The sequence below is a fragment of the Microbacterium capsulatum genome, assembly GCF_030865425.1.
Classification (GTDB): Bacteria; Actinomycetota; Actinomycetes; order Actinomycetales; family Microbacteriaceae; genus Microbacterium; species Microbacterium capsulatum.
Genome location: NZ_JAVFCB010000007.1, coordinates 57,674 through 82,362, shown reverse-complemented (window position 1 = coordinate 82,362; position 24,689 = coordinate 57,674). Strand labels below are relative to the sequence as shown.

Genomic DNA, 24,689 nt, shown 5'->3' with positions numbered 1-24,689 from the left:
CGCGGATCCGGAGGCGGCGGAGCAGGAGGCTGCGCCGGTCAGGCCCCGGCGGGCGTCAGACCGTGCGGGGCGAGATTCAGGCGCTCGCAGCCGTCGGCCGTGACGACGACGATGTCCTCGATCCGCGAACCCCACTCGCCGGGGAAGTAGATGCCGGGTTCGATGCTGAACGCCATGCCCTCGCGCAGCGGCAGGGCGTTGCCCGGCGCGATGTAGGGCTCCTCGTGCACCGAGACGCCGATGCCGTGGCCGGTGCGGTGCAGGAACGCCTCGCCGAGGCCCGCCTCGGCGAGCACGGTCCGGGCGGCGGCGTCGACCTCCTCGGCGGTGACGCCGGGGCGGACCGCATCGACCGCTGCCTGCTGCGCCTGTACCAGCGCGGCGATGCGGCGGGCGGCCTCGGGATCCGGCGCGCCGACGACGTACGTGCGCGTGCTGTCGGAGTTGTACCCGGCCGGCACCGCGCCGCCGATGTCGACGACCACGATCTCGCCATCCCGGATCACGCGATCCGACACCTCGTGGTGCGGATCCGCTCCGTTCGGGCCCGATCCGACGATGACGAACTCGACCGTGCGGTGTCCCTCCTCGACGATCGCGGCGGCGATGTCGGCGGCCACCTCGCGCTCGGTGCGGCCGGCGCGCAGCAGCCCGGGCACCCGGCGGTGCACGGCGTCGATCGCGGCGCCGGCACGGCGCAGCTCGGCGATCTCGGCGGCGTCCTTGATCATCCGGCCCTCGCGCAGCACCGGCGTCGCGAGCTCGGCGCGCACACCGAGACGGTCGGCGATCGGGATCACGTGCAGTGCCGGCAGGGCGTCCGAGACGCCGACCCGGGCGGGCGCGGCGGGCATCGCGGCGGCGACCAGCGCGTACGGATCCTCGCCGTCCACCCAGTCCGACACGGCCAGGCCCAAGGTGCCGACGGCGGTGTCGCGCACCTTGGCGAGCTCCATCCGCGGCACGACCACGGTCGGCTCGCCCACTGCGCGGATCACCAGCGCGGTGAGGCGCTCGATCGTGTCGCCCTCCACGCCCAGCAGATAGGCCAGGTCGGGGCCTGGCCCCACGACGATCGCGTCCAGGCCGGCCTCCAGGGTCAGGGCACGGGCACGGTCGAGGCGGGCCGCGTAGACGTCGGCCGGGAAGGGGGTGGTCACGCCTCCACGCTAGGCCGGGCCACCGCCCCGCGCCAGAGACGCCGAAATCCGTCCGGCGCCCGAGCGCGCGGCCCGCCGAGATCGAGACGTAACGGGTCCGGACCGGCCGGATCGCCGCGTATCGTCCGAGAGCGCTCGTCCGTGCGCGCGCGAGGACCGGCGTCGTGACCGACCCCCATCCGGCACATGGCCGCAGGGCGTAAAATCGCCGCGGCCGTACCCGCAGATCGGAGCCCGTCACGCCCCCCATCCCCGAATTCCTGAGCACCTGGAGCCTGGATCCCGCCGGGCTCGCGGTGCTCCTGGTCGCGGCCGGGCTCTACCTCGGCGGCGTGTGGGTGCTGCGCCGCCGCGGGCACCGCTGGCCGCTGCGGCTGACACTCCTCTATCTGCTGCTCGGCCTCGGTTCGTACGCGTGGGTGTCGTTCGGGTTCCTCGGCACCTGGAGCATGCAGATCCGCTGGGCGTTCACGACCCGGATCGCGCTGCTCATGTTCGTCGTGCCGGTGCTGATCACCCTCGGCCGGCCGGTGTCACTCGCGCGGGCCGTGCTGTCGGAGCGTCCGCGCGCCCGCGTCGACGGATTCCTGCGGTCATGGCTCGCGAAGTTCCTCGGCAACGCGATCATGGCGCCGGTGTTCACCTGCCTCGTGTTCGCGGTGTTCTTCACTCCGCTGTCCGCGGTGCTGCGGATGAACCCCGTCTCCGAGGGCCTGATCTCCCTGCTCGTGCCGCTCATGGGCACGATGATGATCCTGCCGATGGCCGCGCACACGGTCGCCCGCACCAGCCTGTTCATCGTGGCGGAGTTCCTGTTCGCGTTCGTCGAACTCGTGCTCGACGCGATCCCCGGCATCCTGCTGCGCCTGAACGACACCGTGCTCGACCACGCGGGGCTGTGGCCGGGCGCGCTGCCGGTGTGGTTCCCGAACCCGTTGCACGATCAGCACCTGTCCGGAGACTTCCTCTGGTTCATCGCCGAGGTCGTCGACGTGCCGATCCTCGTCATCCTGATGATGCGGTGGATCCGCAGCGACAAGCGCGAGTCCCGCAAGCTCGACGAGCTGAGCGACGAGGAGATGGCCGAGCTCACCGCCGCGCACCTGCGCGGCGAGTGAGCCCGGCCGACGGTCCCCGAGCCCGTCGAAGGACGTCACTCCGCGGGCGCCGCCGTGCGGATCCGGTCCGCAAGGAAGTCCCGATCCTCGTCGGTCAGGGCCGTGATCGCGTACCGGGTCGGCCAGACGTGGCCGTCGTCGAGCTGCGCCGCCCACTCGAACTCGATCGTCGCGTAGCGCACCTTGAACTTCGCCTTCGGCTTGAAGAACAGCACGATCTTGCCGTCGGCGTTCGCGTAGCCCGGCATGCCGTAGTACGTGCGCGGCAGCAGGTGGCCCGCATTGTCCATGACCAGCTCGTGCACGGCGTGCGCGAGCTCGCGGTCGGATCCCTCCAGCTCCGCGATCTTGGCCAGCACCTCCGCCTCGCCCTCGCGGCGGATCGTCTCCGGGTCGGCCTTCTTGCGTGAGCGCGCCGCGGTGCGCTCCTTCACGGTGGCCTGCATCGCTGCGCGCTCCTCGGCGCTGAACGTGGGGCCGTCTTCCTTCGCCATCTCGAAATCCTCCTCGTCGGGCCGGCCGTGCGCCGGGCGATGATGCCAGCGTAGGTCGGCCCGTCGAGCCGGTGCTTCTTCAGAACTGATCGATCCGCGGACCGCGGTTCTCAGCTTCGCGGCCCCGATCCTGAGGCGTGCTCACTATCGTGTTCCGCATGGACATGCGCGTCGCCGCATATGCGGTCATCGTCGGCGATGACTCGCGGATCCTGCTGGCGCGCTGGACCGAGGGCCGACGCGTCTCCTGGACCCTGCCCGGCGGGGGCCTCGAGCCCGGCGAGGATCCCGAGGTGGCGGCCCGGCGCGAGGTGCACGAGGAGACCGGCTACCGCGTCGTGATCGACGACCTGCTCGGGATCCACTCCCGGGTGATCCCGGCCCGGCAGCGGGTCACTCCCGGCGCGGCGGATCCGCTGCACACCCTGCGGATCGTGTACCGCGCGCGGATCTCCGGCGGAAAGCTGCGGTTCGAGAAGAACGGCTCCACCGACATGGCGGGGTGGTTCCGCCTGGACGAGATCGGCGCACTGCACCGGGTGCGCCTCGTCGACATCGCGCTGCGCATGGCCGGCCTGACCGCCTGAACCCTCTCGGTTCCGCCTACTCCGGCTCGGAGATGTCCGCCACGACCGCGTCGTACGCCGCGATCAGCGCATCGGCGTCGACGAACAGGCTGTAGCCGTGCGCACCCGCGCCCATGGCGATGCGCTCACCGCGGATCGACTCGTCGGCGTACACGGGCCAGGCCGTGCTGCTGCCGATCGGCACGATCGTGCCGCGTTCGTAGCCCGTCGCGGCGAGGGCGACCTCAGGATCCGGCAGCTTCAGCCGGTTCACGCCGACGAGGGCGCGCAGCTTCGGCCAGGAGATCTTGCGCCCGCCGGGGATGAGCGCGAAGAGGAAGGTGTCATCGCTGCGCTTGACCACGAGCGTCTTCACGATCCCGGACGGATCCAGGCCGAGGAGGGCTGCGGCCTCATGCAGACTGCGCGCGGCGGGGCGCTCGCGGATTTCGATCTCGAGACCGTGCTCCGCGGCGGCGTGGCGGACGCGCGCATGAGGATCGGTCCCCGCGGTGGCCTCGGGGACCGATGACGACGAGTCGCTCACGCCTCGGGGGCGCTCAGCGGGTCGTCCGCGACCCAGAGCTCGTCGTCGGCGCGCAGGGTCTGCCAGGCGGCCACGAGCACGCCGATCGCGGCGCCGATGCCGAGGACGACGGCGATGACGGTGCCGATGCCCGGGCCGCTCTTCTGCGACGGGGAGACCGACGCGACGGGGCGCGGGGATCCGGTGCGCTTCGCGTTCGCGATGTCCCACGCGGTCAGCGCGGATCCGATCACGCCGCCGACGGCGGGGACGACGCGGTTGTCGACGACGTCGCGGGAGTACCGCACGCCGCGGTCGACGGCGGGGAGCACGCGATGCTCGTAGACGTCCTGCACCGCGGGAGCGACCTGCTCGCGACGGAAGTGGTCGAGCTGGCGGCCGGCCTCACGGGCGACGTGCGCGGCATCCCCGACGAGGACCTGCTGGGCGGCCCAGAGCTTGGCGGCTTCGCCCTGGAGCTGACGGAGTTCCTTCTGACGCTTGCGGCTGAGGCCCACGATGCCCTCCCAATCGAAACGGGGTTCGGACTCACCATCTTGCCAGACCCTCCCCTGAATGGCCGATGTACGGCGGAGAACTCCTGGGGAACCTCTGCGAGAATGGGTCCATGCCTCACGCCACTCACGTCGCCACGCTGCACACCAACCACGGAGACATCGTCATCAACCTCTTCGGTGACCATGCTCCCCGCACCGTGAAGAACTTCGTCGGCCTCTCCGACGGCACCGGATCCTGGACGCACCCGGCGACCGGCCAGGCGGGCGAGGGCCCCCTGTACAAGGACGTCATCTTCCACCGGATCATCCCGAACTTCATGATCCAGGGCGGCGACCCGCTCGGCCAGGGCGTCGGCGGCCCCGGCTACACCTTCAACGACGAGATCCACGGCGAGCTGAACTTCAACGAGCCTTACATCCTCGCGATGGCCAACGCCGGCCTGCGCCGCAACGCCATCACCGGGCAGATCGAGGGCACCAACGGCTCGCAGTTCTTCATCACCACCGACCCGACCCCGTGGCTCCAGGGCAAGCACACGATCTTCGGCGAGGTCGCGGACGAGGCCTCGAAGGCCGTCGTCGACGAGATCGCCGCGGTGCGCACGGGTGCCGGCGACCGTCCCGTCGAGGACGTCGTGCTGCAGTCCGTCGACATCGTCGCGAACTGACGTCGCGCCTGGGCTCCGGAGCGCACCGATGACGACTTCGGAGTTCCACGCGAATCCCGACAATTTCTGCTACCGCCATCCCGGTCGGCAGAGCTTCGTGCTGTGCCAGCGCTGCATGCGCACGATCTGCCCGGAGTGCCAGACGCAGGCGGCCGTCGGCGTGATCTGCCCGGAGTGCATGGCCGAGCAGCGCCGCAACGAGTCGCCCGCGCAGCGTCGCGCGCGGCGGAGCTGGGGCTCCCGTTCGATGACGGCCGTCGGGGGCCGTCCGCTCGTGACGTACTGGATCCTCGGGATCACCACCGCGATCGGGCTGCTGCAGTTCCTTCCGGGCCTCGGCCCCCTCATCACGGACGCGCTGCAGTTCTGGGCGGGTTATCTGTACCCGCCGCTGTCCGGTCAGCCCTTCGAGCCGTGGCGGATGCTGACGGTCGTGCTCGTGCACGGCGGCTTCATCCACCTGGGCCTCAACATGCTCGCCCTGTGGATGATCGGGCAGAGCCTCGAGCCCCTGATCGGCCGGGCGAAGTTCCTCACGCTGTACCTCGTGAGCGCGCTGGGCGGATCCGTCGCCATGGCGCTGATCGCGCCGGGTACGCCGACCGTGGGCGCCTCGGGCGCGATCTTCGGCCTGTTCGCCGCGCTCATCGTGATCGGCCGCCACCTCGGCGCGAACGTCACCGGGATGATCATCGTGCTCGCGATCAACCTCGTCGCCGGCTTCGCGATGGGCTTCAACATCGCCTGGGAGGCGCACGTCGGCGGCATCGTCGTCGGCGGGCTGATCGGCTTCATCCTCACGCGCACGAGCCGTCGCGCCAACGCCCGGTTCTGGTGGATCGGCCTGACCACGGCCCTGACGCTCGTGCTGCTGGCCGTCGTCGCGATCGTCCCGCCGATCCTCATCACCGCCGGCCACTGACGGATCCGGGCGCCGCCTCTCCGTCGCCGCCTCCTTCACCCCGCTCGACCGACCTTTCCCGTGCTCGCTGGTCGCGAATCGTCGCCATCGCGCCGGAATGAGGGCGCGTCGCGACCAGCGAGCGGATGGGGTGGGTGCTGTAGGGGTGGGGTGCTGTCGGGCGGTGGGGTCCGGAGAGCGGTGCGCGGGTCGGCGGCCTTGTGAATAACACCCGTGTAATTCTCCCCAGGTGGGGATAGATCTGTGGATAACCCGGGGGAGGGCCTGTGCATATCCATCCCCAGAATGGGGATAACTCCCCGAAACCGTGGATAACCGCATGAAAAAACGCCCCCGCGCGAGCAGAGGCGTTCTTTCGGAGTGCTGGTGCGGGTCAGCGCCAGCGGGTCGTCATCAGGAAGCCGATCAGGGCGATGCCCAGGCCGATCAGCAGGTTCCACGACTGCAGGCCCGGGATCGGGTACTGCATACCGGTGATGTAGAAGACCAGGATCCAGGCCAGTCCGAGCAGCATGAAGCCGACCATGACGGGCTTGAACCACACTGCGTTGGGGGCGGAGTCGCCGTCGACCTTCTCGACGGCGGCTTCATCGGTCTTGCGGGATCGTGCCATGACCCCAGTCTACTCATCACGCCGAGTCGCGCCCTGGTCGGTAGTATCGCGGGATGACCGACGCCGCCGGAGCAGCACCGCGCCGCCTCGGCGACCCGCGTCGGCCGCGGCGCGGGGCATCGTTCACGGGCGTGCTCGGCGAACTGCTGCTCACCGCCGGAGTCGTCGTGCTGCTGTACGTGGTCTGGCAGATGTGGATCGGCGACGCGATCATGAGCGCGGAGGAGAACGGCAGCGGCCACGCGATCAGCCAGGCCTGGGCGAAGCAGCCGGCGCCCAGCCCCCCGCCGATCGAGGACGGCACGGGCGTGCCCGGCGTCCCGGCCCAGTACACCCCCCCGGTGATGGCGCAGCCGGCGAACGGCGTCCCGTGGGGGGCGCAGATGCGCGTGCCGCGGTTCGGCAGGGACTACAACGTGACGATCGCCGGCGGGGTGTCCCGGCCGGACACCCTCGATCACGGCTGGATCGGCGTGTATCCGGAGTCCGGTCTGCCGGGGCAGCCGGGCAACTTCTCGATGGCCGCGCACCGCACCACCTGGGGCAAGCCGTTCAACCAGCTCGACAAGCTGCGGCTGAACGATGCGATCGTGATCGAGACGTCGCAAGGCTGGTACACCTACCGGTTCCGCACCCTGGAGTACGTCGCGCCGGACAGCGTGGACGTGCTGGATCCGGTGCCGCAGGATCCCGCCCTGTCCTCGGCCGAGGCGGCCCGCGGGCAGGCCGGCGAGAAGTACATCACGCTCACGGCCTGCTCCCCCTTGTACTCGCTCGCCGAGCGGATCATCGCCTACGGGGTGTTCGAGAGCTTCCAGCCGCGCGCCCTGGGCGCTCCGGCGTCACTGAAGGCGGTGAGCTGATGTACGCCGCGCTGTGGCGGATCCTTCCGGGCCCGTGGTGGGTGCGGCTGATCATCCTGATCGGCCTGCTCACTGCGGTCCTGTACGGGCTGTTCTTCTACGTGTTCCCGTGGGTGAGCCCGCTGATCTCGCCCGGCGACGTGAGCATCGAGCCGGGGCCGACGCCGAGCTGAGGAGCGGGCGAGGCCCCTTCGACGGCTCAGGGACCGGAGCGGGCCGGACCGGATCCGGACTACTTGCCGGTGCAGTAGGAGAGGTCGACGGTGGACTGCACGGGCACGTCGCCGGGGGCGACCGACATCGAGGCGACCGTCTTCGGATCCGTTGCCTTGCAGGACGGGTTCGCCACCGGATTCGCCGTCAGGCCGAGCGCCTTCAGGGCCTGGGTCGCGGTGTCCAGCGTCCAGCCGGTGAGGTCGTTCAGCGTCACGACGCCGCTGGCCACGGTGAGATCGATCGCGGTCCCGGGCTGGACTTCGGTGTCCGCGGGGACTCCCATCGCCAGCACGATGTCCTTCTGGGTCTGGATGTCGTTCTTCTGCAGCACCGACCCGAGTTGCAGGCCGTTCTTGGTCAGCGCGTCCTTCGCGGCGGATTCGCTCATCCCGACGAGCGACGGCACCTTGACCAGCTTGGCGCCCGTCGACACGTACACCGTGATCGACTGGCCCTTCTCGATCTGGGTGCCGGCAGCGGGATCGGTGCTGATCACCTTGTCGACCGGAACGCTCGCATCGGCCTGGTCGATGCGAACCGCACGCAGGCCCTGCTTGCTCAGCTGATCCTGCGCGCGCTCGAACGTCATGCCCGCGAGCCCCGGCACGGTCCGCGCCGAGGTCGGCAGGTCGGGGTTCGACCGCATCGCCAGGACCCAGATCAGCACGGACGCGAGCAGCACGGCGAGCAGGGCCACGCCGGCCCAGATCCAGGCGACCGGCGGCCCCGACTGGGTGCGGGACATGGTGGTGTCGCTGGACAGCTGACGCAGCGTCCGCGCCGTCTCCTGCGCGTGACGCGGATTCGGGCCGTACAGCTCGCTGGTGAGCGCGCCGAGCTGCTTCTTCGTGGGCACGGCCCCGGTGCCGGACTCGCGCAGCGCCGCACGGAAGGTCGCGGCGTCGCCGAAGCGCTGGTACGGATCCTTCGCCATGGCCCGGAGGACGACGGGATCCAGTCCGCGGATGCGCTCCGCCTCGGGGGTGTCGTGCACGTCGTCGCGCACCTCGCTCGGCGGCGTGGGCGCCTCGCTGACGTGCTGGTACGCGACCGCGACCGGGGACTCGCCGCGGAACGGCTGGCGTCCGGTGAGCATCTCGTACAGCACCACACCCGCGGAGTACAGGTCGGTGCGGGCGTCGACCTGCTCGCCCTTGGCCTGCTCCGGGGAGAAGTACGCGGCGGTGCCGATGATCTGCGTGGTCTCCGCGACGGTCGACGACGAGTCCGAGATCGCGCGGGCGATCCCGAAGTCCATCACCTTCACGGAGCCGGAGGAGGTGATCATCACGTTGCCCGGCTTGATGTCGCGGTGCACGACACCGGCACGGTGCGAGTACTCCAGAGCTTCGAGGATCCCGTCCGCGTACTTCACCGCGACGGACGCGGGCAGCGGGCCCGTCGCGATGATCTCCTTCAGCAGCCGGCCCTGCACGAGCTCCATGACGATGAACGGCACGGGCTCCGCGGCCGTCCCGCCGGCCTCGGTCGAGGAGTCCTCGCCCGCGTCGAACACGCGCACGATCGTGGGGTGCGACATCCGCGATGCGGCCTGCGCCTCCATCCGGAACCGGGTGCGGAACGCGGTGTCGCGGGCGAGTTCGCGGTCGAGGATCTTGATCGCGACGTCGCGGCCGAGGGTCAGGTCGTAGCCCCGGTACACCTGGGCCATGCCGCCGCGGCCGATGAGGTCATCGACCCGGTAGCGCCCGGCCATGACGCGCGTTGTCGTCGACACGGATGACCCCCCTCGTTCCCGTTCTACCACGCTCGTGCCATCGACTCCGGGTCAGTGCGCCGGCGTCGCGGGCGGCGAGACCGGCGCCCCGATGATCGGGCCGCCGGCAGCGTCCGAGTTCGGGCTCTGCTGGTCGCTGCAGGTCACCGAGTAGGTCACGGAGAAGCTGCCGCTCTGCGCGAGACGCACCTGGGTGCTCGTCGTGCCGGCCGGGAAGGTCGGCCCGCCGGACATGAACGATCCGCCGTTCAGGTTGACCGTGTAGCCCTTCAGCTCGGAGCCGCTCGGGCACTGGTAGTTCGCACCCCAGCCCACGGTCACGAGGCCTCCGGCCACGAGCGGACCCGTGACGGTGGGCGGGGTCGGCTGCTTCGGCTGCGTGCGGTCGCCCCACAGCGTGAGCGCGAGGATGGACCCCGGTGCCGCGGTGCCGGTCGGCTGCACCTTGTACACCTTGCCCACGTCGCCGGTCTGGGTGGCCGGGTCGCCGGTCGTGCAGTTCGCGTCGAGGCCGGCGCTCTGCGCCTTCTGGCGCGCCTGGTCGCAGGTGAGTCCGACCAGCCCGAGGCCGTCGACGTTGACGCGCGTGGGCGTCGGGGTGGGCGTCGGCTTCGGAGGCGTCGGTGTCGGCGTCGAGGCCGACGTGGTCGTCGGAGGCGTGTCCGGCGCCTTCTGGTTCGACAGCAGCGCGAACACCGTGCCCGCGAGCACGATCAGGAGAAGCGCGATGAGCGCGATCAGCGGCCACGTCCACGGGCTGCGCTTCTTCTTCGGCTGCTCCGGCTGCTCCGCGTCGGTCGGGATCTGCGCGGTCGTCGGCAGGATCGTCGTCGCGCCCTGCGTCGCGCCGAGCAGCTGCGTCATCGCGTCGTCGCCGCGCGCGGCCACGTCGCCGACCACGCCCGCGATGATGGCGGGCACGGCGATCGCGGCGGAGTTCAGGTCGCCCCGGCGCAGGGCCTGGGCGGCGCGGGCCACGGTGGCGGCCGAGGTCGGGCGGTCCGCCGGCTTCTTGGCGATCATCGCCATGACCAGGTTCTGCACCGGCTGCGGCACGGTCGCGGGCAGCGGCGGCGGGGTGTCGTTGATCTGCGCCATCGCGATGGCGACCTGCGACTCGCCCGTGAACGGGCGCTTCCCGGCCAGGCTCTCGTACGCGACGATGCCGAGCGAGTAGATGTCGGTGGCGGGCGAGGCGGCGTGCCCCGAGGCCTGCTCCGGGGAGAGGTACTGCACGGTGCCCATGACCTGGCCGGTGGCGGTCAGCGGGACCTGATCGGCGATCCGGGCGATGCCGAAGTCGGTGATCTTGACCCGGCCGTCCGGCGTGATCAGCAGGTTGCCGGGCTTGATGTCGCGGTGCACGAGGCCGGCGGCGTGCGCGGCCTGCAGGGCGGAGGCGGTCTGCGCGACGACGTCGAGGGTCTTGTCGGCGCTGAGGGATCCCTCGCGCTCGAGGATCGTGGAGAGCGCCTCGCCGGGCACGAGCTCCATGACGAGGTACGCGGATCCGTTCTCCTCGCCGTAGTCGAACACGCTGGCGATGCCCTCGTGGTTGACCAGGGCGGCGTGACGGGCCTCGGCGCGGAAGCGCTCCAGGAAGCCCGGGTCCCCCATGTACTCGTCCTTGAGGATCTTGATCGCGACGGTGCGTCCGATGACGTGATCGGTCGCCTCCCACACCTCGCCCATGCCGCCGATCGCGATCCGAGACTGCAGCTCGTAGCGACCGCCGAAATACACACCCTGCGTCGGCCTCATCTGTTCAGCACCGCCTCCATGACCTTCTTGGCAATCGGCGACGCGATCGCGTCACCGGAGCCGGATTGACCCTTACCACCGCCGTTTTCGACCACGACCGCCACGGCGATCTCCGGGTTGGTGGCGGGCGCGAAGCCGGTGAACCACAGCGTGTACGGGTTGCTGTCACCGTTCTCCGCGGTGCCCGTCTTACCGGCCACGTCGACTCCGTCTATTCTTGCACCCTGCGCAGCGCCGCTTGAGACGGACGCCTGCATGGCCGCGGAGATCGCCTTGGCCTGATCCGCGGTCATCGCCTGGCCGAACGGGGTGTTGTCGAACTGCTTCTGGACGGACAGGTCGTCGCCGATGATCTGGTCGACCATGCGCGGATTCATCACGACGCCGTCGTTCGCGATCCCGGCGGAGACCATCGCCATCTGCAGGGGGGTCGCGATGACCTTGCCCTGGCCGAAGCCGGTCAGCGCGGTCTGGGCCGCGTCGAGCGCGGTCGGGTAGCTGGACGGCGTGGACTTCAGCGGTGTCTGGAAGCTCTGGTTGAAGCCGAACTTCTGGGCCATCGCGTGGATCGTGCTGTTGCCGAGCTGCGCCGCGAGCTCCGCCATCGGGATGTTGCAGCTGAGCCGGATCGCGTCCGCGATCGCCACGGTCGGGCCGTCGCCGCAGGTGCCGCCCCAGGCGTTGTGCACGAGCGCGCTCGAGCCGGGCAGCTGGAACGCGGCCGGGTTGGGCAGCGTGGACTGCATCGTGTACTTGCCCGAGTCGAGCGCGGCCGCCGCGACGACGAGCTTGAACGTGGATCCGGGCGGGTTCATGTTGCCGCCGATGCCGCGGTTGCTCAGCGGGTCGCCCGGGGCGTTCGTGAGCGCGTCGTAGGCCGCGTTGGCCTTCTCCGCGTTGTGCACGGCGAGACCGTTGGTGTCGTAGCCGGGCGTGGAGACGAGGGCGAGGATCCGCCCGGTCTTCGGCTCGATCGCGACGACGGAGCCCTGATAGCCCTGGAGTGCGTCGAAGGCGGCCTTCTGCACGGCGGGGTCGAGGCTGAGCCGGACGTTCGCGCCCTTGTGCGGCTGACCCGAGACGATCCGCTCGATCGAGGACAGGAACTGCGAACCGCCGGTGCCGCTCAGCTCGCCGTTCATGGCCCTCTCGATGCCGGTGGAGCTGCCCAGAGCCGGGTTGTAGTAGCCGGTGACCGGCGCCCACATCTGCGGATCCGTGTACACCCGCTGGAACGAGAACATGTCGTTCGTGGGGGTCGACGTGGCGATCGTGGCGTTGCCGGCGAGGATCGACCCGCGCTGGATCTCGTAGCTGTCCAGGCGCGTGCGCGTGTTCGCGTCGTTCTGGGCGAGGGAGTCGGCCTGCACGACCTGGATCCAGCTCACCGACGCGAACAGGGACAGGAACATCAGCAGCACGAGCAGGCTGAGGCGACGGAGCTCTTTGGTCATGCGGCACCTCCCCGAGGTGCCGGCACAGTCGGTCCCTGAGCGAGCGGAGCGAGTCGAAGGGTCGTCATCCGATCACCACCCGGGGCTGGCGGCGCACGCCGTCCGCGATGCGCAGCAGGACGGCGACGATCAGCCAGTTCGCGATCAGCGAGGAACCTCCGGCGGCGAGGAACGGCGTGGTGAGGCCGGTCAGCGGGATCACCCGGGTGACGCCGCCGACCATGATGAACACCTGCAGGCCGAGGGTGAAGGACAGTCCGACCGCGAGCAGCTTGCCGAAGTCGTCCTGGCCGGCGACGCCGATGCGCAGGCCTCGGCTGACGAACACCATGTACAGGCAGAGGATCGCGAACAGCCCGATGAGGCCGAGCTCCTCGCCGAGGCTGGTGATGATGAAGTCGCTCTCCGGCAGCGGGGTGATGTTCGGGCGGCCCTGGCCGAGGCCGGTGCCGAGCAGTCCGCCGTGCGCGAGGCCGAAGATGCCCTGCACGAGCTGGTAGCTGCCGCCCCGCGCGGTGATGAGCTTCGGGTCGAACGCGTTCAGCCAGGAGTCGAAACGGCCCTGCACGTACGTGAGCACCTGCGATGCGGCGAGGACGCCCAGCGCGGTCATCACGAGCCCGATCAGCACCCAGCTGGTCTTGCTCGTCGCGACATAGAGCATCGCGATGAACATGCCGAAGATGAGGACGCCCATGCCGAGGTCGTGCTCGAGCGCGATGATCCCCATCGACACGGCCCAGACGACGATCACGGGGCCGAGCTCGCGCATCCGCGGCCAGGTGATGCCGAGGAACCGCTTGCCGACCGAGGACAGGCTCTCCCGCGTGCGCACGAGGTAGCCGGCGAAGAAGATCCCGAGGAAGATCTTGGCCAGCTCGCCGGGCTGGAGCTGAACGATCCCGCCGACCGAGATCCACACGTCGGCCGCGGCGCCCGGGATCCGCAGGCCCGGCACGAACGGCAGCACCAGCAGGACGATGCCCGCGAGTCCGGACAGATACGTGAACCGGTACAGCACCCGGTAGTTGCGCAGCAGGATCACGAGCGCGATCGCGCCGATCACCGACAGCGCCATCCACGTCAGCTGCTTGTTGGAGTAGGCCTCCCAGCCGGTGTTGGCCTGGGCGATGTCGATCCGGTAGATCTCCGCGATGCCGATGCCCGTCAGTGCGGTCGCGATCGGCAGGACGAACGGATCCGCATCCCGCGCCACGAAGCGCAGCACGATGTGCAGCACGAAGACGAGCACGGCCAGGCCGCCGCCGATGATCAGGATCATCGGGTCGATCGTGTGCAGCGCGCCGAGCTGGACGAGAGTCAGCGCGACGCCGGCGATGACGACGGCGAACACGAGCAGCCAGAACTCGCGGTTGCGCTGGGTCTGCGGTCCGCGGATCTTCCGCAGGGCGCGCAGCACGCTCGTGTCGGCGCTCACGCCGGAGTTCAGATCGGGGGTGGTGGAGGTCACGGCTTCTTCCCCGTCTCTGCCGAGCTGCGCAGTCGGTCGACCATCTTCTGCGCCTCCTCGAGCGACCCGAACCCGGCGGACCTGCTCGACACGACCGACCGGTCGAAGCTGGGCAGGTCGGTCAGGCGGACCCCGGTGTCCTCGTACACGTGCGACAGCGAGATCGGTCCGAGATTCTGCTGGATGCCCTGGTAGATCACCACGGTGTCGTCGTCGGATCCGACGAAGTAGCGGGTCTGCGTCCACGCGTAGCCGCCGAACAGGGCGGCCACCATGAGCGCGATGACCACGACGAGACCGGCGAGCCAGCCCAGGCGGCGGCGCACGGCGCGGCGGTGGTCCTCCTCGATGAGCTCCTCGAGGTACTGCGCGGCGGGCTCGAAGTGGGTGGGCTCGTTCGCGGCCTGTCGCACCGGGTGCAGCCAGCTGGGCCGGGCGGGGCGCGCGGCCGGGATGACGATGCCCTGCGGGTTCGCCGCCGCGCCGACGATCGTGGCGGATCCGGAGAGCACCGGGTGCTGCCCGCCGACGTCGACGATCACGATCGTCACGTTGTCGGGGGCGCCGCCGTCGAGCGCGAACCGGAGCAGTCCGTCGGCGGTGCGGCCGGGGGCCATGCCCAGGCGCAGCGTCTTGAGCATGTGCGCCTCGTCGACCACGCCGGACAGACCGTCCGAGCACAGCAGCCAGCGGTCGCCGGGCTGGGTCGGCATGACGAACATGTCGAGCTCGGGATCCGCGTCCATGTCGCTGAGCACGCGCATGAGCACCGAGCGGCGCGGGTGGTAGCGCGCCTCCTCGGGGGTGATCCGGCCGGAGTCGACCAGGCGCTGCACGAACGTGTGGTCGGTGGTGATCTGGGTGAGCGCCTCGTCGCGGTAGAGGTAGATGCGCGAGTCGCCGATGTGGCCGATCACCGCGTAGTCCTCGACCATGATGATCGCGTCGAGCGTGGTGCCGAGGCCCGCCAGCTCCGGGCGGTCCTTCACGGCGCGGATCATGTCGCCCGCCGCGGTCGTGGCGGCCGCCTGCAGCGACGCCTGCGCGTCCATCGTGGAGGGGTAGGCGTGGTCGAGGTTCTCCAGCCGATGGATCGCGATGCTCGACGCGACGTCGCCGCCGGCGTGCCCGCCCATGCCGTCGGCGACGACGAACAGGTTCGCGCCGGCATAGCCGGAGTCCTGGTTGTTGGAGCGGACCTTCCCGGTATGGGAGATCGCGGCGCTCGAGCCCTCGAAGACCATGGTCAGCCGGTTACGCCCGCAGCTCGAACGTCGTGGCGCCGACCTTGATCGCCGCGCCGATGGTGACCGCGACGGGGGCGCCCACGCGCTCGCCGCCGAGGAAGGTGCCGTTCGTGGAGTCGAGATCCTGGATCATCCACTGCTCGCCCCACAGCAGCAGGCGGGCGTGGTGGCTGGAGGTGTAGTCGTCGCGGATCACGAGGCCGGACTCGCTGGAGCGGCCGATCGACATCGGCTCGGTGCCGAGCGGGATCTCCAGACCCGCCTTGGGGCCGGAGGTGATCACGAGCTTGGACACGGTCGCCGTGGTCGCCGGTCCGCCGGCCTTGGCCCGGGGCGCGGCCTTCGGGACGACCGGCGCGACGGGTGCGGTGCTCTGCGCGCGTGCCGCGGGGGCGGCAGCGGCGCCGGCCTCGGGGAGCTTGCGGGCGCGCACGCCGAACAGGTCGGCGCGCAGCGAGTAGACGACCGAGAACACGAAGAACCACATCAGCACGAGGAAGCCGATGCGCAGAAGGAGAAGGGTGAGTTCACTCATGCCTAAGGCTCCTCGCCGGTCCCTGTGCTTCGACAGGCTCAGCAACCGGTCGAAGGGCGCTCATGGCATCGCCCCGAACATGCGGGTGGGGACGTCGCCTCCACCGCCGCCGCGGGGTCCCTGCGACACGGGGACGACCTGGAACGACAGATCGGTGCGGCCGATCGTGATGACCATGCCGCTCTGCAGCTGCGCCTCGCGGATCCGCTGGCCGTTCAGCTTCGTGCCGTTGGTCGACCCGAGGTCGCGGAGCATGGCGTGCTCGCCGTCCCAGAGGACCTCGGCGTGCTTCCGGCTGGATCCCGCGTCGGCGATCGTGATGTCGGCGTCGCTGCCGCGCCCGATCACGGTGCGGGCGCCGGTGAGCAGGTGGCGCTGGCCGCCGGTCGTGATGACCGCCTGCCAGGTCACCCGGCCCTGCGGCGTACTGCTGGACTCGACCCGGACGGTGCCGGTCGCGATGCGGTCGTCGGCCTCGAGGTCGATGTTCAGGGGGCCGGCGAAGCTGTAGCCCTGATCCGCGGCGTGCTTGCGGACGAGGGTGTTCAGTTCGTCGATGAGCGCGGACCCGAGTCCGTGCATGGCGGCCGCGTCCTCGGTGCTCAGGTGCACGAGGAAGGTGCTGGGCACGATGATCCGGTCACGGCTCACCACCGCCGCCTTCGTGTCGATCTCGCGGCGCAGGGCCGACGCGATCTCCACGGGCTGGATACCGCTGCGGAAGGTCCTCGCGAACGCGCTGTTCACAGCACGCTCGAGACCCTTCTCAAAGCTGTCTAGTAGTCCCACTGGGCTCCCATGGCTCACCGATCGGTACGGCCATCGTAGCCACCCGCGCTGAATGATCCCCCGGGCGGCGCGGTATTGCGGGGCCAGATGACGCCCGTGGTGCCGTGTCCCGGGCGTCTCTGTCCGCGAGACCGATGCTCTCATTCGAGACCGGCATCAGGATCGTCGGTCTCGGGCGGCAGGATCGGTCTCGCGGCGGAGGAGTCGCCCGGGGGCGTGGTTCGGAGCGGGGTCGCGGCCGTGATATTCTCGGGAGGTTGGTTCGCGAGAGCCGACATGCGCGAGTGGCGGAATAGGTAGACGCGCTGGCTTCAGGTGCCAGTGCCTGCAAGGGCGTGGGGGTTCAAGTCCCCCCTCGCGCACCATAGGAGGCTTACTGCAATCGCCCTGCGAATGCAGGGCAGTAAGCAGGTCTCCTACGGTTTGGTCGAACAGGTCACCCTTCGGGGTGGCCTGTTCGCGTATTTCCGGGCTTCTGCGGGCCAATTCGGCCCTGGCGGCATCCAACGCCGCTTCCGGGCCTTGCCCGGCCTCCAGGGCCCTCCAGCCGCGCTCTGCGGCCAACAACTCTGCCAGCGGCGACGTGAGTTCGTCACCGACTACCTCATCGTTGATCACGTAGACCCGATGGAAGAAGGCTTGGTTGAGCTGTCGGCGAGTCTGATCCGCGGCTCGTCGGTAAAGCTCGTACGGGTTGGCCAGCAGGTCGAGGTGGGCTTCGATGTATGCCAGTCCGCTGGTGAGGTCGTCATCGACAGTGGCGAGTTGAGCGACGATCTTGTCTCGTTGCCGCGTGATCTCGCGTAGTTTGACCTTGATCCTCGCGGTGGGGATCTCGCCGTCGGCAGCAAGGTCGAGCAGGTTCTCTTCCTTAATGGTCAGCTGCCGGATTTGGGCATCGAGTTGCTGCCGGAGGAGGTGCTGGGCTCGTGCCTTGTCCGCGACGGCCTCCTCGTGCTGCTCCCTGACGGCGGCGATGAACTCGCTGCTGAGTTGGATCGTCTTGTAGTGGTCTTCGACGGCGCGCTCAACCCGTTCGACGTTGGAGTACGGGGCATCGCAGATGTGGTCCTGGACGCCACGGCAGAAGAAGTAGTTGTATTCGTTTCCTCGTCGGCCGGTGGCGCGTTGGAGGATCATTCGCTTGATGATGTGGTCTTCGAGGCGGCAGCGCCCGCACCAGATCGTGCTCTTGAGGTAGTGGTCGTTGCGGATCCGACGCTCCCCGACCCGGTTGTTGGCGTCGAGGAGTGCCTGCACTTTTTCGAAGAGCTCTTCGCTGATCAGTGCCTCGTGGCGTCCGTCGTATGTCTCGCCTTTGTACTCAATCTCGCCGAGGTAATAACGGTCGCGAAGCATGCGCTGCACCTTGGATACCGCGATCGGTGCGGCTGGTCGTGCGGCGGTGGGTCGCGAGGTGAGGCCGCGATCGGCGAGTTCGGCCGTAACGTCTGCGAGGGTGTATTTCCCGGTCGCGTACAGCTCGAACGCGAGTTTCACGAAGGGTGCTCGTTCGGGGTCGGTGGCGACGGAGCGGATTTCGCGGCCCTCGACTCGTTCCAGGGTGTTGAGGTAGCCGACGGGCGCTTTACCGAGCGTGCCGCCATTCTTGGCCTTCTGACCCATCTTGTAGGCGATGTCCGCGCCGTCTTCGCGGGAGCGGTACTCGTTGAACGCCGCCAGGATGCCGTGCATCAGTTGACCGACCGGGGTTGCGTCGATCGATTCAGTGGCGGAGATGAGGGTGACGCCGCGCTTCTGCAGGTCGGCCATGACGACCGCGTCATCGATCCGGTTCCGAGCGAACCTCGAGAGCTTGTAGACGATCACGTATTCCACATCACGGTCGTGGCGGATGCGTTCAAGCATCTGTTGGAACGCAATGCGCTTGGTCATCTCGGTGCCGCTGCGGCCGGGCTCGATGTATTCACCGACGAGGGTGAGTCCGAGTTGCTCTGCCTTGCGTACGCAGGCGATGCGCTGTGCAGGGATGGAGATTCCCTCGGGGTCATAGTCCGTGTTGACCTGGCCCTTGCTGGAGACGCGAAGGTAGGTCACGGCCCTGGTGCCGGGAGGCGCATCGATCCCGGCGAATGGATCGGCTTGGACGATCTCTGTCAGATCGTCCTCGTCGGCCTCTGTGACCACAGGGCGGAGTTCGGGAGGAGCCGTTGCGAAAGCGAACGGCGCGGGTGTTGTGCTCATGGGCTGCCCTCCTTCGGTTGGCTGTCCGGATTAACGCTCGTTCTGGCCGGGAAGTCCAGGCCTTTCGGGGCGTCCAGGCCGAATTGAGGGCCTTCCACCGGGGTCGGTCGGCAGTTGTAGTTTTTGCGTCGTTGATCTGCGTGTTCTTGCCATGACTTGGTCGCTGCGCTACTTGCTGAACGCATGGACCTGCCACCCTTCGCTGACGATGTCGTAGGCCTCCTGCACGTGGTCGCGGATGACCTCATAGTCGATGGTGACTGCCTCTTCTGGGAGTCCGCGCTCGCCGGTGACGCGTTTCAACTCATCTTCGAGGCCCTCGAGTTCGCAGAGCTCCCGGACGGCGTCTTCCATGTAGCTCCAGCTGTCGACGTAGCTTTCATGGAAGGACTCAATGAGGTTTGGAGCGGCAGCGTTGACGTCGCTCAGGGTGAGGAAGGCGCGGAATGCAGAATCGTGGTACTCCTCCATCGCTTCGATCCGGTCAGCGAGGCCGATGATCTTCTTCGCGTCAAGGCTGGCTGGCACGTAGGCCCTTTGGTCACCACCTTGCATCGGGAGCTTGGTTCGAACGAGCAGTCGCTCAAGGACGGGGTCGGTGTGTTCGTTCATGAAGCGTTTGCCGGTGCCGGTGTTCTCGCGCTGTACGAGAAAAGTGCCAAGCCAGTCGATCCAGCGCTTCGCCTCGGCTGGGGTTTCTGGCTCACCGTAGATTTCGAGGTATTCCTCACGGAGTGCGGGGTAGCTGCCGACGCCGGTGTTGCCAAAGCGGGCGAGCGCGCCATCTTCGTCCACTGCTCGTGCGAGCGCCTCGCCGATACGCATTGCGGTGTCGAGATCGATTTCACGTCCCTGTTCCCGTGCTGCGGCGATTCCAGCCTCGATGATCGATTCAGGCGGCCTGGGTGTCTCCAGCGTGGACGCCTGATCGTCGGTCTCGGGTGAGGAGTGAGTTGAGGTGCGCTCGTTCATGATCGGCCTCCGGTTGCGAGCACATACCGTCCGAGGGCGTCGACCCATGCTTCTTGTTCGATTGGCACGCGGAGGTAATTGAGTTCCTCGATGGCTGCTTGGGGGTCGAGTTCTCCGGTAGAGGCGAAGCGCTCCAGGGCGGTGCCGGGCCCGTCATGGAGGCCTGAGGCGATGAGCCTGGCCAGAGTGTGGGAACGGGCTTCTGGGTCCAGGGCGAGTCCGATCTCGATGAGTTGTCGTGCCTTTGCGGATTCGTCGGGCGCGGCGGTGATTGTTGGTGAGTGCATAAGGATTTCCTCCCTTCTTCAGTTAGGTGGTGGATGCTCCGTATGGAGCGAGCTGCCCGAGCGTCTGCTCGGTCGTGATGACCCAGAACAGGCTCGGGTTGAGCGTCTGGTCCCCGCGGATGACGTCTTGCAGAGCGTTCGCTCGCCTGGTGGTCGGGACGATCCAGACGACGGCTGGGAACAGCCCGCGGGCCTGTTGTTCGGCGCCGGTGTGGAAGTACTGCTGGTAGGTGCTGCACTTGCGGCGGATATCTGGTCCGTGTTCCGTTTCACAGTCGACTTCCACGAACGAATGGGTCTCGGTCGACGGGTCGGCGGTGACGACAAACAGGTCAGGATTCAGCGAGGTCACGGTTCCGCCGGGACCGGTGAAGGTGCGCCAGCAGCTGGGTTCCGGTTGCAGGTCCAGCAGTTCGAAGTGACTGGCGTTGGCCTGCTCGATGAGGGCGACGGCGACATCGGCGACGGCGAGCGTGTGCTCTATGAAGGGCAAGCGGGGTTCTTCGTAGTACTTGCGTGTGGCTCGTCCGGCCCGTTGGCGAAGGAATCGCTCGCCGCTTGCACCCAGCTGCCAGATGGTTACGGATGAGCCGTGTTTCGTTCCCCCGATTCGCCGTGCAAGGCGACGGATGGTTCCTAGCCCTTCCAGCCGTGTCAGTACCCGAGTCGTTCCCCGAGTGCCCGACGATGTCGTGGTGTGCGGCCCGAGCGGTTGCGCCGGGAAGTGCAGACGCTGGACCTGCCTGGTGGTGAGAAGCCGGTGATTTTCGAGATCTTCAAGGATCCGAATGTCTCGATCAGTGAGGTGCCCGCTGAGGTCCTTGGTCCGCAGAGCCGTCATCGGTGGTACCTCCTTCGGCGGGCAAGGTGGTGCGCCTCACTGGGCGGGGAGTCCCCCGCCGAAGACGGCCGAACCTGGCAACCTGCGCCGGATCGTGGCGGCGGGTGTTCGTCGTGACCGGAATACGGACCGGAACAGTGACTGGAATAGGTCTGCATCATCACGAGCGCCTCGCTCTCTGGTGTGAGTGACGCGAGCTCGCGGGATCGCCGTCGTTGACGTGGTCGACTGCGTGAGTGCTTTTCACCGGCTCGGCATCTGGGACTCGGCCGTAGCGGTCGCGGCTGACATCACGGATCAGCTGCGCTGCACCGGCGGATTCGGCGGGCGGGAGCGTCTTCCCCGAGCACCAGCCTGCTCGGGTGCCATGTGCCATTAGGTGGGCGTAGACGTGGTGGACGGGAAGCGTTTGGAAGTCGTCAGCGGTGAGTTCGGGCGCCTGCCGTGCGAGATCGCGGGCGTCGTCCGGTTGCAGGGCGAAGCAGATCTTCGACCGCGCGTTAACGTCTAGAGCCGAGCGAATCTGGCTCGGAAGCTGGTCCCGGTACTGATGGGCCAAGTGCCAGGCGACGCCATAGGAACGGCTGGTCGCGAGGACATCGGCAATCGGTGTCGGCAGGTGTAGGTAGTTCTGCACCTCATCGACGAAGACCATGCCGGGGCGTTTCATCGGCTCCTTCTCGGCAGCTCGCTCGAGAGTGGCCATCCACAGCTCTGCGACGACGAGGCTGCCAAGCAGTCGGGAAGCTCCAGTCCCGAGCTGCGCGTCGTTGAGCGGCACGAGAACGGTCCTACGTTCCCGAAAGATGTCGCGCAACCGGAAGCGTGGTCTCGATTGCCCTAGTACGGCGACGAGGGGTTTCCGCATGACGATCTTGCGGAGCTTGTTTAGCGGGGAGGCGATCTGCGCGGCGCGCTGACCTGGGGACAGTGCTTCGAACTCAGCCCAAAATGCCGCAAGCGTTGGATCGTTCTGGACTGCTGCGATGATCGGACGGCGGAAAGCGTCGTCGGTGAAGATGTGTGGAAGGTCGATCAGGGTATGCGGCTTGTCCCGTTGTTGTCCCGCGCGAGCGAGGGACAACAACGCACCTTGGACGAGGTACTCCGTGCGTGGTCCCCAGCTGTCCCGGAACACGGCGGCCAGCGATGCCAGGATGCCATCGACGACAATGTCCGGATCACGGTCACCGACGTCGAGTGGATTGAACCCGACAGGGAAAAATTGGTCCGTGGCATCGAGCACAACGATTCGGTCGGCGTACTTGGCGGACGTGATATCGAGGATGCGGTCCACAAGCTGGGACTTCGGTTCGATCACGCAGCAGGCGCGCCCCGCTTGGATGTCCGAGAGGACAAGGTGCTCGAGGAGAGTGGACTTCCCAGATCCGGTCGGTCCGAGTGCTACGAGGTGATGCAATCTGCTCGTGGGGTCGATTCCGATGGTGCGTTCTGGCCCCGGCGCGGTCCCTATCGCGAACACACTCTCGGTCCGGGAGACGATCTCCGGTACCGGCAGCAGCCGGGGATGTGTGCCTGGCACGCCCGGGTAGTCACGGTGTCCGAGCGGCCAGCCCAACAGCGGCACCGTATCGGTCACGGTCAGAGTGAGTTTGCTGCCTCGGCCATCGGTCGCGTTCCAGTGCGCGACGGTGTCCTTGAGCAAGGTGAGGCGCACACCGGGACTCTCCAACTGCTGCAGCGCACCGAACACCTCGAACACGAGAGCGCGTTGGCGGATCGGCGTGTCCGCACTCACTGCGATACGGATCGTGGCGTCGAAACGGATCTGACCTGCGTGGGTGCGCATCCTCCTCAGGGTCTCGGCCGAAGCGTTACGTGTGCCGTCGAGAAGTTTGGAGCCAAGCGGCTGCAGCGGATCGAGGGGTCTGTCCTGAACTGGTGCTGGACGCCGTGCCGTCCCGAGCACTACCTGAACGGCCAGTGTCTCGTCGCCCCGACGAGCAGCCAACGCCGCGTACAGGGCATGGACGGCGGCCGCAGGGTCGGTATCGGACAAGGGAAGCCCCGCAGGTTGGGCCACCAAGCGGGCAACCGAGGCCACGTGCGCCCGTGTGGCGGCCTCAAACCCAATACCTGGGAGGTGTGCCCGAAAGAGACGCTGCAGCCGAGACGTCGCCTCCGGCGCGCAGCCGACGGCGTAGGCGATCCCGGTCGCGCTGGCGCGCACCTCGAACACCACGGGACGAACAACATCGCTCGCACTGAGCCGCATGAGGAAGGTCGTTACCTCCGTTGCCTCGATCGGGCGGGGCGGGTGCAGACGAGTGAAGACAAGCGGGTTACGCATCGTTGCCCTCCTCGTCTGGTTCGTGCCGAGAACCGTCGCTGACACGGGCTTCTGCTTCCAAGCGGGCCTGTTCGAGCCCGGCGTTCGTGATGATGCGGGCGATCTGCTCGGGCCGCAGATCATGGTTCAGCTCGGAGAACACCCACACCCGACGGCCTGGGGATTTGCGATACCGGCGACGGCCGCTGCGTGCGTTAGTCATGACGAAACTCCCTTCATAAGGGTTGAATTCGCGCCTCGGCCGCTGACGAGAAAGGGGGCTGCCCATCTGGGGCGCTTGTTATGAACTCGGAGACGCAAGTTGTCAAGCGGAATGCGCCGGCGTTGTGTATTCCGCAACAACCCGACAGGGGTGAAGGTGCTCATGGTTAGAATCGCTGACCCCACCAGCGGCGGTACGCCCACACGCCGGCACACAAGAGAACCGCGACGGTCCCGGCGATGAGGAGCCAGATCCAGATCTTCTCGAGGAGGCAGAAGGCCAGCCATAGCGCGCCGACGCCGCCGAGGATCAAGGTGCAGGCGCGGAAGAATTGTTCGGCGAGGGTCTTGGGAGACGGATCGGTAGCCATCACGCATCGTCCTGGTCTCCGTCGACGTGGCCGTGATCCGCGATACCTGCCCGAACGGAGTACTCCGGTACTGGATAGCCGGGAATCCGGATGTCGCTTCCGCCGGGCGCTTCATTCCCCCACACGGACCAGTCCTTGTGGCTGTTGGGACGCTGACGGGCAAAGAGCTCCAAGTACGGGCCATCGAGGACTCTTTCGATCAGCGGGATCATTTCGGCTGGCTTGGTCGAATGGGTGGTACGAGGGAGCAGGAGCGTCGAGCGCTGGCCATGAAACTTCCACGGCGCGCTGCCCCGAATGCCGTGAAGTAGCAGTTCATGAGAGCCGCGGAAATAGTTCCCAAGGCCCATGAAGTACTTGTCCCACACTGCGTTGCCCTTGTATTCGAAGCCCCACGCCCTCATGACTTCGAGGGCCTCCGGTAGCGCGGCGTTCGTCGTCCACAGCAGCAGGGTCGAGTTGTCATCCATGAGGTCGGCGATCGGCATCGACTTGATCGCTTCGGTGGACATGAGGTTGTAGTGGTTGATCGCGCCCCTTTTGCCAAGCTGGGCACGCATCCAGGGCGGGTCGCCGTAGCAGACCTTGAACTTCTTGGTGCTCCTGAACGCCGCAGGTGCGTTCTCGGCGGTGCTGGTCATGTGAAGGAACTCCTTTCTCCCGGCTCACGACTTCACGGCGAGCAGGTGGCGAGGATCGGTTATGGGCTAAGAGCAGGAAGTCGTCAATCGTCTGTTCGGGGTCGTTGCGAAAACCACAACAAGCAAGCGATGACGAGATTGGGGGTCGTGGGGGCCCCCCAAACCCCGCCCGGCCCCCCACCGCACCCCCGCGGCCCCCCC

25 protein-coding genes, 1 tRNA gene and 1 pseudogene are annotated in these 24,689 nt (G+C 68.0%); 8 read left to right on the top strand and 19 right to left on the bottom strand.

Going from position 1 to position 24,689, the window contains the following annotated elements; all coding sequences use genetic code 11:
* Window positions 1-38: 38 nt before the first annotated feature.
* On the bottom strand, window positions 39-1,160 hold the full coding sequence (locus RBR11_RS12755) for a M24 family metallopeptidase (RefSeq protein WP_308489728.1): 1,122 nt from the start codon (window positions 1,158-1,160) through the stop codon (window positions 39-41).
* 296 nt (window positions 1,161-1,456) lie between these two features.
* On the opposite strand from RBR11_RS12755, the gene RBR11_RS12750 reads away from it, so the two are divergent.
* Window positions 1,457-2,278 (top strand): cytochrome c oxidase assembly protein, encoded by an 822-nt coding sequence (locus RBR11_RS12750; protein ID WP_308489727.1) that lies wholly within the window; start codon window positions 1,457-1,459, stop codon window positions 2,276-2,278.
* A 35-nt stretch (window positions 2,279-2,313) separates the two neighbouring features.
* Here RBR11_RS12750 and RBR11_RS12745 read toward each other — a convergent pair whose 3' ends face one another.
* Complete coding sequence (locus tag RBR11_RS12745) at window positions 2,314-2,772, bottom strand: hypothetical protein (RefSeq protein WP_308489726.1); 459 nt, start codon at window positions 2,770-2,772, stop codon at window positions 2,314-2,316.
* Window positions 2,773-2,930: 158 nt separating this feature from the next.
* Between RBR11_RS12745 and RBR11_RS12740 the strand changes: the two genes are divergently transcribed.
* The gene (locus tag RBR11_RS12740; protein WP_308489725.1) at window positions 2,931-3,359 is read left to right on the top strand and encodes an NUDIX hydrolase; all 429 of its coding nucleotides are present in this window, start codon (window positions 2,931-2,933) and stop codon (window positions 3,357-3,359) included.
* Between the two features lie 16 nt (window positions 3,360-3,375).
* Here the strand turns inward: RBR11_RS12740 and RBR11_RS12735 are convergent, their stop codons facing one another.
* Both RBR11_RS12735 and RBR11_RS12730 read right to left on the bottom strand, forming a co-directional pair.
* Window positions 3,376-3,792: an aminoacyl-tRNA deacylase gene (locus tag RBR11_RS12735; RefSeq protein WP_308489895.1), complete on the bottom strand. Its 417-nt coding sequence runs from the start codon at window positions 3,790-3,792 to the stop codon at window positions 3,376-3,378.
* Window positions 3,793-3,881: 89 nt separating this feature from the next.
* Window positions 3,882-4,382, bottom strand: coding sequence for a DNA helicase (locus tag RBR11_RS12730; protein ID WP_308489724.1), 501 nt, complete (start codon window positions 4,380-4,382; stop codon window positions 3,882-3,884).
* Window positions 4,383-4,492: 110 nt separating this feature from the next.
* Between RBR11_RS12730 and RBR11_RS12725 the strand changes: the two genes are divergently transcribed.
* Both RBR11_RS12725 and RBR11_RS12720 read left to right on the top strand, forming a co-directional pair.
* A complete protein-coding gene (locus RBR11_RS12725; protein WP_308489723.1) occupies window positions 4,493-5,050 on the top strand; it encodes a peptidylprolyl isomerase in 558 nt (185 codons plus the stop codon).
* A 28-nt stretch (window positions 5,051-5,078) separates the two neighbouring features.
* Entirely contained in the window at window positions 5,079-5,972 is an 894-nt protein-coding gene (locus RBR11_RS12720) for a rhomboid family intramembrane serine protease (RefSeq protein WP_308489722.1), read from the top strand.
* A 373-nt stretch (window positions 5,973-6,345) separates the two neighbouring features.
* On the opposite strand, the gene RBR11_RS12715 is transcribed toward RBR11_RS12720, so the two are convergent.
* Window positions 6,346-6,585: a cell division protein CrgA gene (locus RBR11_RS12715; protein WP_308489721.1), complete on the bottom strand. Its 240-nt coding sequence runs from the start codon at window positions 6,583-6,585 to the stop codon at window positions 6,346-6,348.
* A gap of 53 nt (window positions 6,586-6,638) precedes the next feature.
* Between RBR11_RS12715 and RBR11_RS12710 the strand changes: the two genes are divergently transcribed.
* Both RBR11_RS12710 and RBR11_RS12705 read left to right on the top strand, forming a co-directional pair.
* Window positions 6,639-7,448, top strand: a complete 810-nt coding sequence (locus RBR11_RS12710) for a class E sortase (protein WP_308489720.1) — start codon at window positions 6,639-6,641, stop codon at window positions 7,446-7,448.
* Window positions 7,448-7,621, top strand: coding sequence for a hypothetical protein (locus RBR11_RS12705; RefSeq protein ID WP_308489719.1), 174 nt, complete (start codon window positions 7,448-7,450; stop codon window positions 7,619-7,621). The genes RBR11_RS12710 and RBR11_RS12705 overlap by 1 nt, the downstream gene beginning before the upstream one ends.
* 59 nt (window positions 7,622-7,680) lie before the next feature.
* On the opposite strand, the gene pknB is transcribed toward RBR11_RS12705, so the two are convergent.
* The 7 genes from pknB to RBR11_RS12670 all read right to left on the bottom strand — a co-directional run bounded on the left by pknB (window position 7,681) and on the right by RBR11_RS12670 (window position 16,659).
* Window positions 7,681-9,381, bottom strand: a complete 1,701-nt coding sequence (gene pknB, locus RBR11_RS12700) for a Stk1 family PASTA domain-containing Ser/Thr kinase (RefSeq protein WP_373889800.1) — start codon at window positions 9,379-9,381, stop codon at window positions 7,681-7,683.
* 72 nt (window positions 9,382-9,453) lie between these two features.
* Window positions 9,454-11,163, bottom strand: a complete 1,710-nt coding sequence (locus RBR11_RS12695) for a serine/threonine-protein kinase (RefSeq protein WP_308489718.1) — start codon at window positions 11,161-11,163, stop codon at window positions 9,454-9,456.
* Window positions 11,160-12,617: a peptidoglycan D,D-transpeptidase FtsI family protein gene (locus RBR11_RS12690; RefSeq protein WP_308489717.1), complete on the bottom strand. Its 1,458-nt coding sequence runs from the start codon at window positions 12,615-12,617 to the stop codon at window positions 11,160-11,162. The genes RBR11_RS12695 and RBR11_RS12690 overlap by 4 nt, the downstream gene beginning before the upstream one ends.
* 64 nt (window positions 12,618-12,681) lie before the next feature.
* A complete protein-coding gene (locus RBR11_RS12685; RefSeq protein ID WP_308489893.1) occupies window positions 12,682-14,067 on the bottom strand; it encodes an FtsW/RodA/SpoVE family cell cycle protein in 1,386 nt (461 codons plus the stop codon).
* 17 nt (window positions 14,068-14,084) lie between these two features.
* Entirely contained in the window at window positions 14,085-15,332 is a 1,248-nt protein-coding gene (locus tag RBR11_RS12680; RefSeq protein ID WP_308489716.1) for a PP2C family protein-serine/threonine phosphatase, read from the bottom strand.
* Window positions 15,333-15,342: 10 nt separating this feature from the next.
* On the bottom strand, window positions 15,343-15,870 hold the full coding sequence (locus tag RBR11_RS12675) for an FHA domain-containing protein FhaB/FipA (protein ID WP_308489715.1): 528 nt from the start codon (window positions 15,868-15,870) through the stop codon (window positions 15,343-15,345).
* 60 nt (window positions 15,871-15,930) lie between these two features.
* A complete protein-coding gene (locus RBR11_RS12670) occupies window positions 15,931-16,659 on the bottom strand; it encodes a DUF3662 and FHA domain-containing protein (protein WP_308489714.1) in 729 nt (242 codons plus the stop codon).
* Between the two features lie 278 nt (window positions 16,660-16,937).
* On the opposite strand from RBR11_RS12670, the gene RBR11_RS12665 reads away from it, so the two are divergent.
* Together RBR11_RS12665 and RBR11_RS12660 are read left to right on the top strand one after the other, a co-directional pair.
* Window positions 16,938-17,024: transfer RNA gene (locus RBR11_RS12665), tRNA-Leu, on the top strand.
* A gap of 28 nt (window positions 17,025-17,052) precedes the next feature.
* Entirely contained in the window at window positions 17,053-17,466 is a 414-nt protein-coding gene (locus RBR11_RS12660; RefSeq protein WP_308489713.1) for a hypothetical protein, read from the top strand.
* Window positions 17,467-17,958: 492 nt separating this feature from the next.
* On the opposite strand, the pseudogene RBR11_RS18370 reads toward RBR11_RS12660, so the two are convergent.
* From RBR11_RS18370 to RBR11_RS12625, 7 genes and pseudogenes are all read right to left on the bottom strand, one after another.
* A pseudogene (locus tag RBR11_RS18370) lies at window positions 17,959-18,864 on the bottom strand (recombinase family protein); the annotation flags it as partial.
* 168 nt (window positions 18,865-19,032) lie between these two features.
* Window positions 19,033-19,836, bottom strand: a complete 804-nt coding sequence (locus RBR11_RS12650) for a hypothetical protein (RefSeq protein WP_308489711.1) — start codon at window positions 19,834-19,836, stop codon at window positions 19,033-19,035.
* Window positions 19,837-20,145: 309 nt separating this feature from the next.
* Window positions 20,146-20,964: a replication-relaxation family protein gene (locus RBR11_RS12645; RefSeq protein WP_308489710.1), complete on the bottom strand. Its 819-nt coding sequence runs from the start codon at window positions 20,962-20,964 to the stop codon at window positions 20,146-20,148.
* 160 nt (window positions 20,965-21,124) lie between these two features.
* The gene (locus RBR11_RS12640) at window positions 21,125-23,275 is read right to left on the bottom strand and encodes a type IV secretory system conjugative DNA transfer family protein (RefSeq protein WP_308489709.1); all 2,151 of its coding nucleotides are present in this window, start codon (window positions 23,273-23,275) and stop codon (window positions 21,125-21,127) included.
* Window positions 23,268-23,477 (bottom strand): hypothetical protein, encoded by a 210-nt coding sequence (locus RBR11_RS12635; RefSeq protein WP_308489708.1) that lies wholly within the window; start codon window positions 23,475-23,477, stop codon window positions 23,268-23,270. Before RBR11_RS12635 ends, RBR11_RS12640 begins: the two co-directional genes overlap by 8 nt.
* Before the next feature lie 166 nt (window positions 23,478-23,643).
* Window positions 23,644-23,847 carry a hypothetical protein gene (locus tag RBR11_RS12630; protein WP_308489707.1) on the bottom strand — a complete coding sequence of 68 codons (204 nt, stop codon included), beginning with the start codon at window positions 23,845-23,847 and terminating at the stop codon, window positions 23,644-23,646.
* The gene (locus tag RBR11_RS12625) at window positions 23,847-24,488 is read right to left on the bottom strand and encodes an MT-A70 family methyltransferase (RefSeq protein WP_308489706.1); all 642 of its coding nucleotides are present in this window, start codon (window positions 24,486-24,488) and stop codon (window positions 23,847-23,849) included. The genes RBR11_RS12630 and RBR11_RS12625 overlap by 1 nt, the downstream gene beginning before the upstream one ends.
* Window positions 24,489-24,689 lie beyond the last annotated feature (201 nt).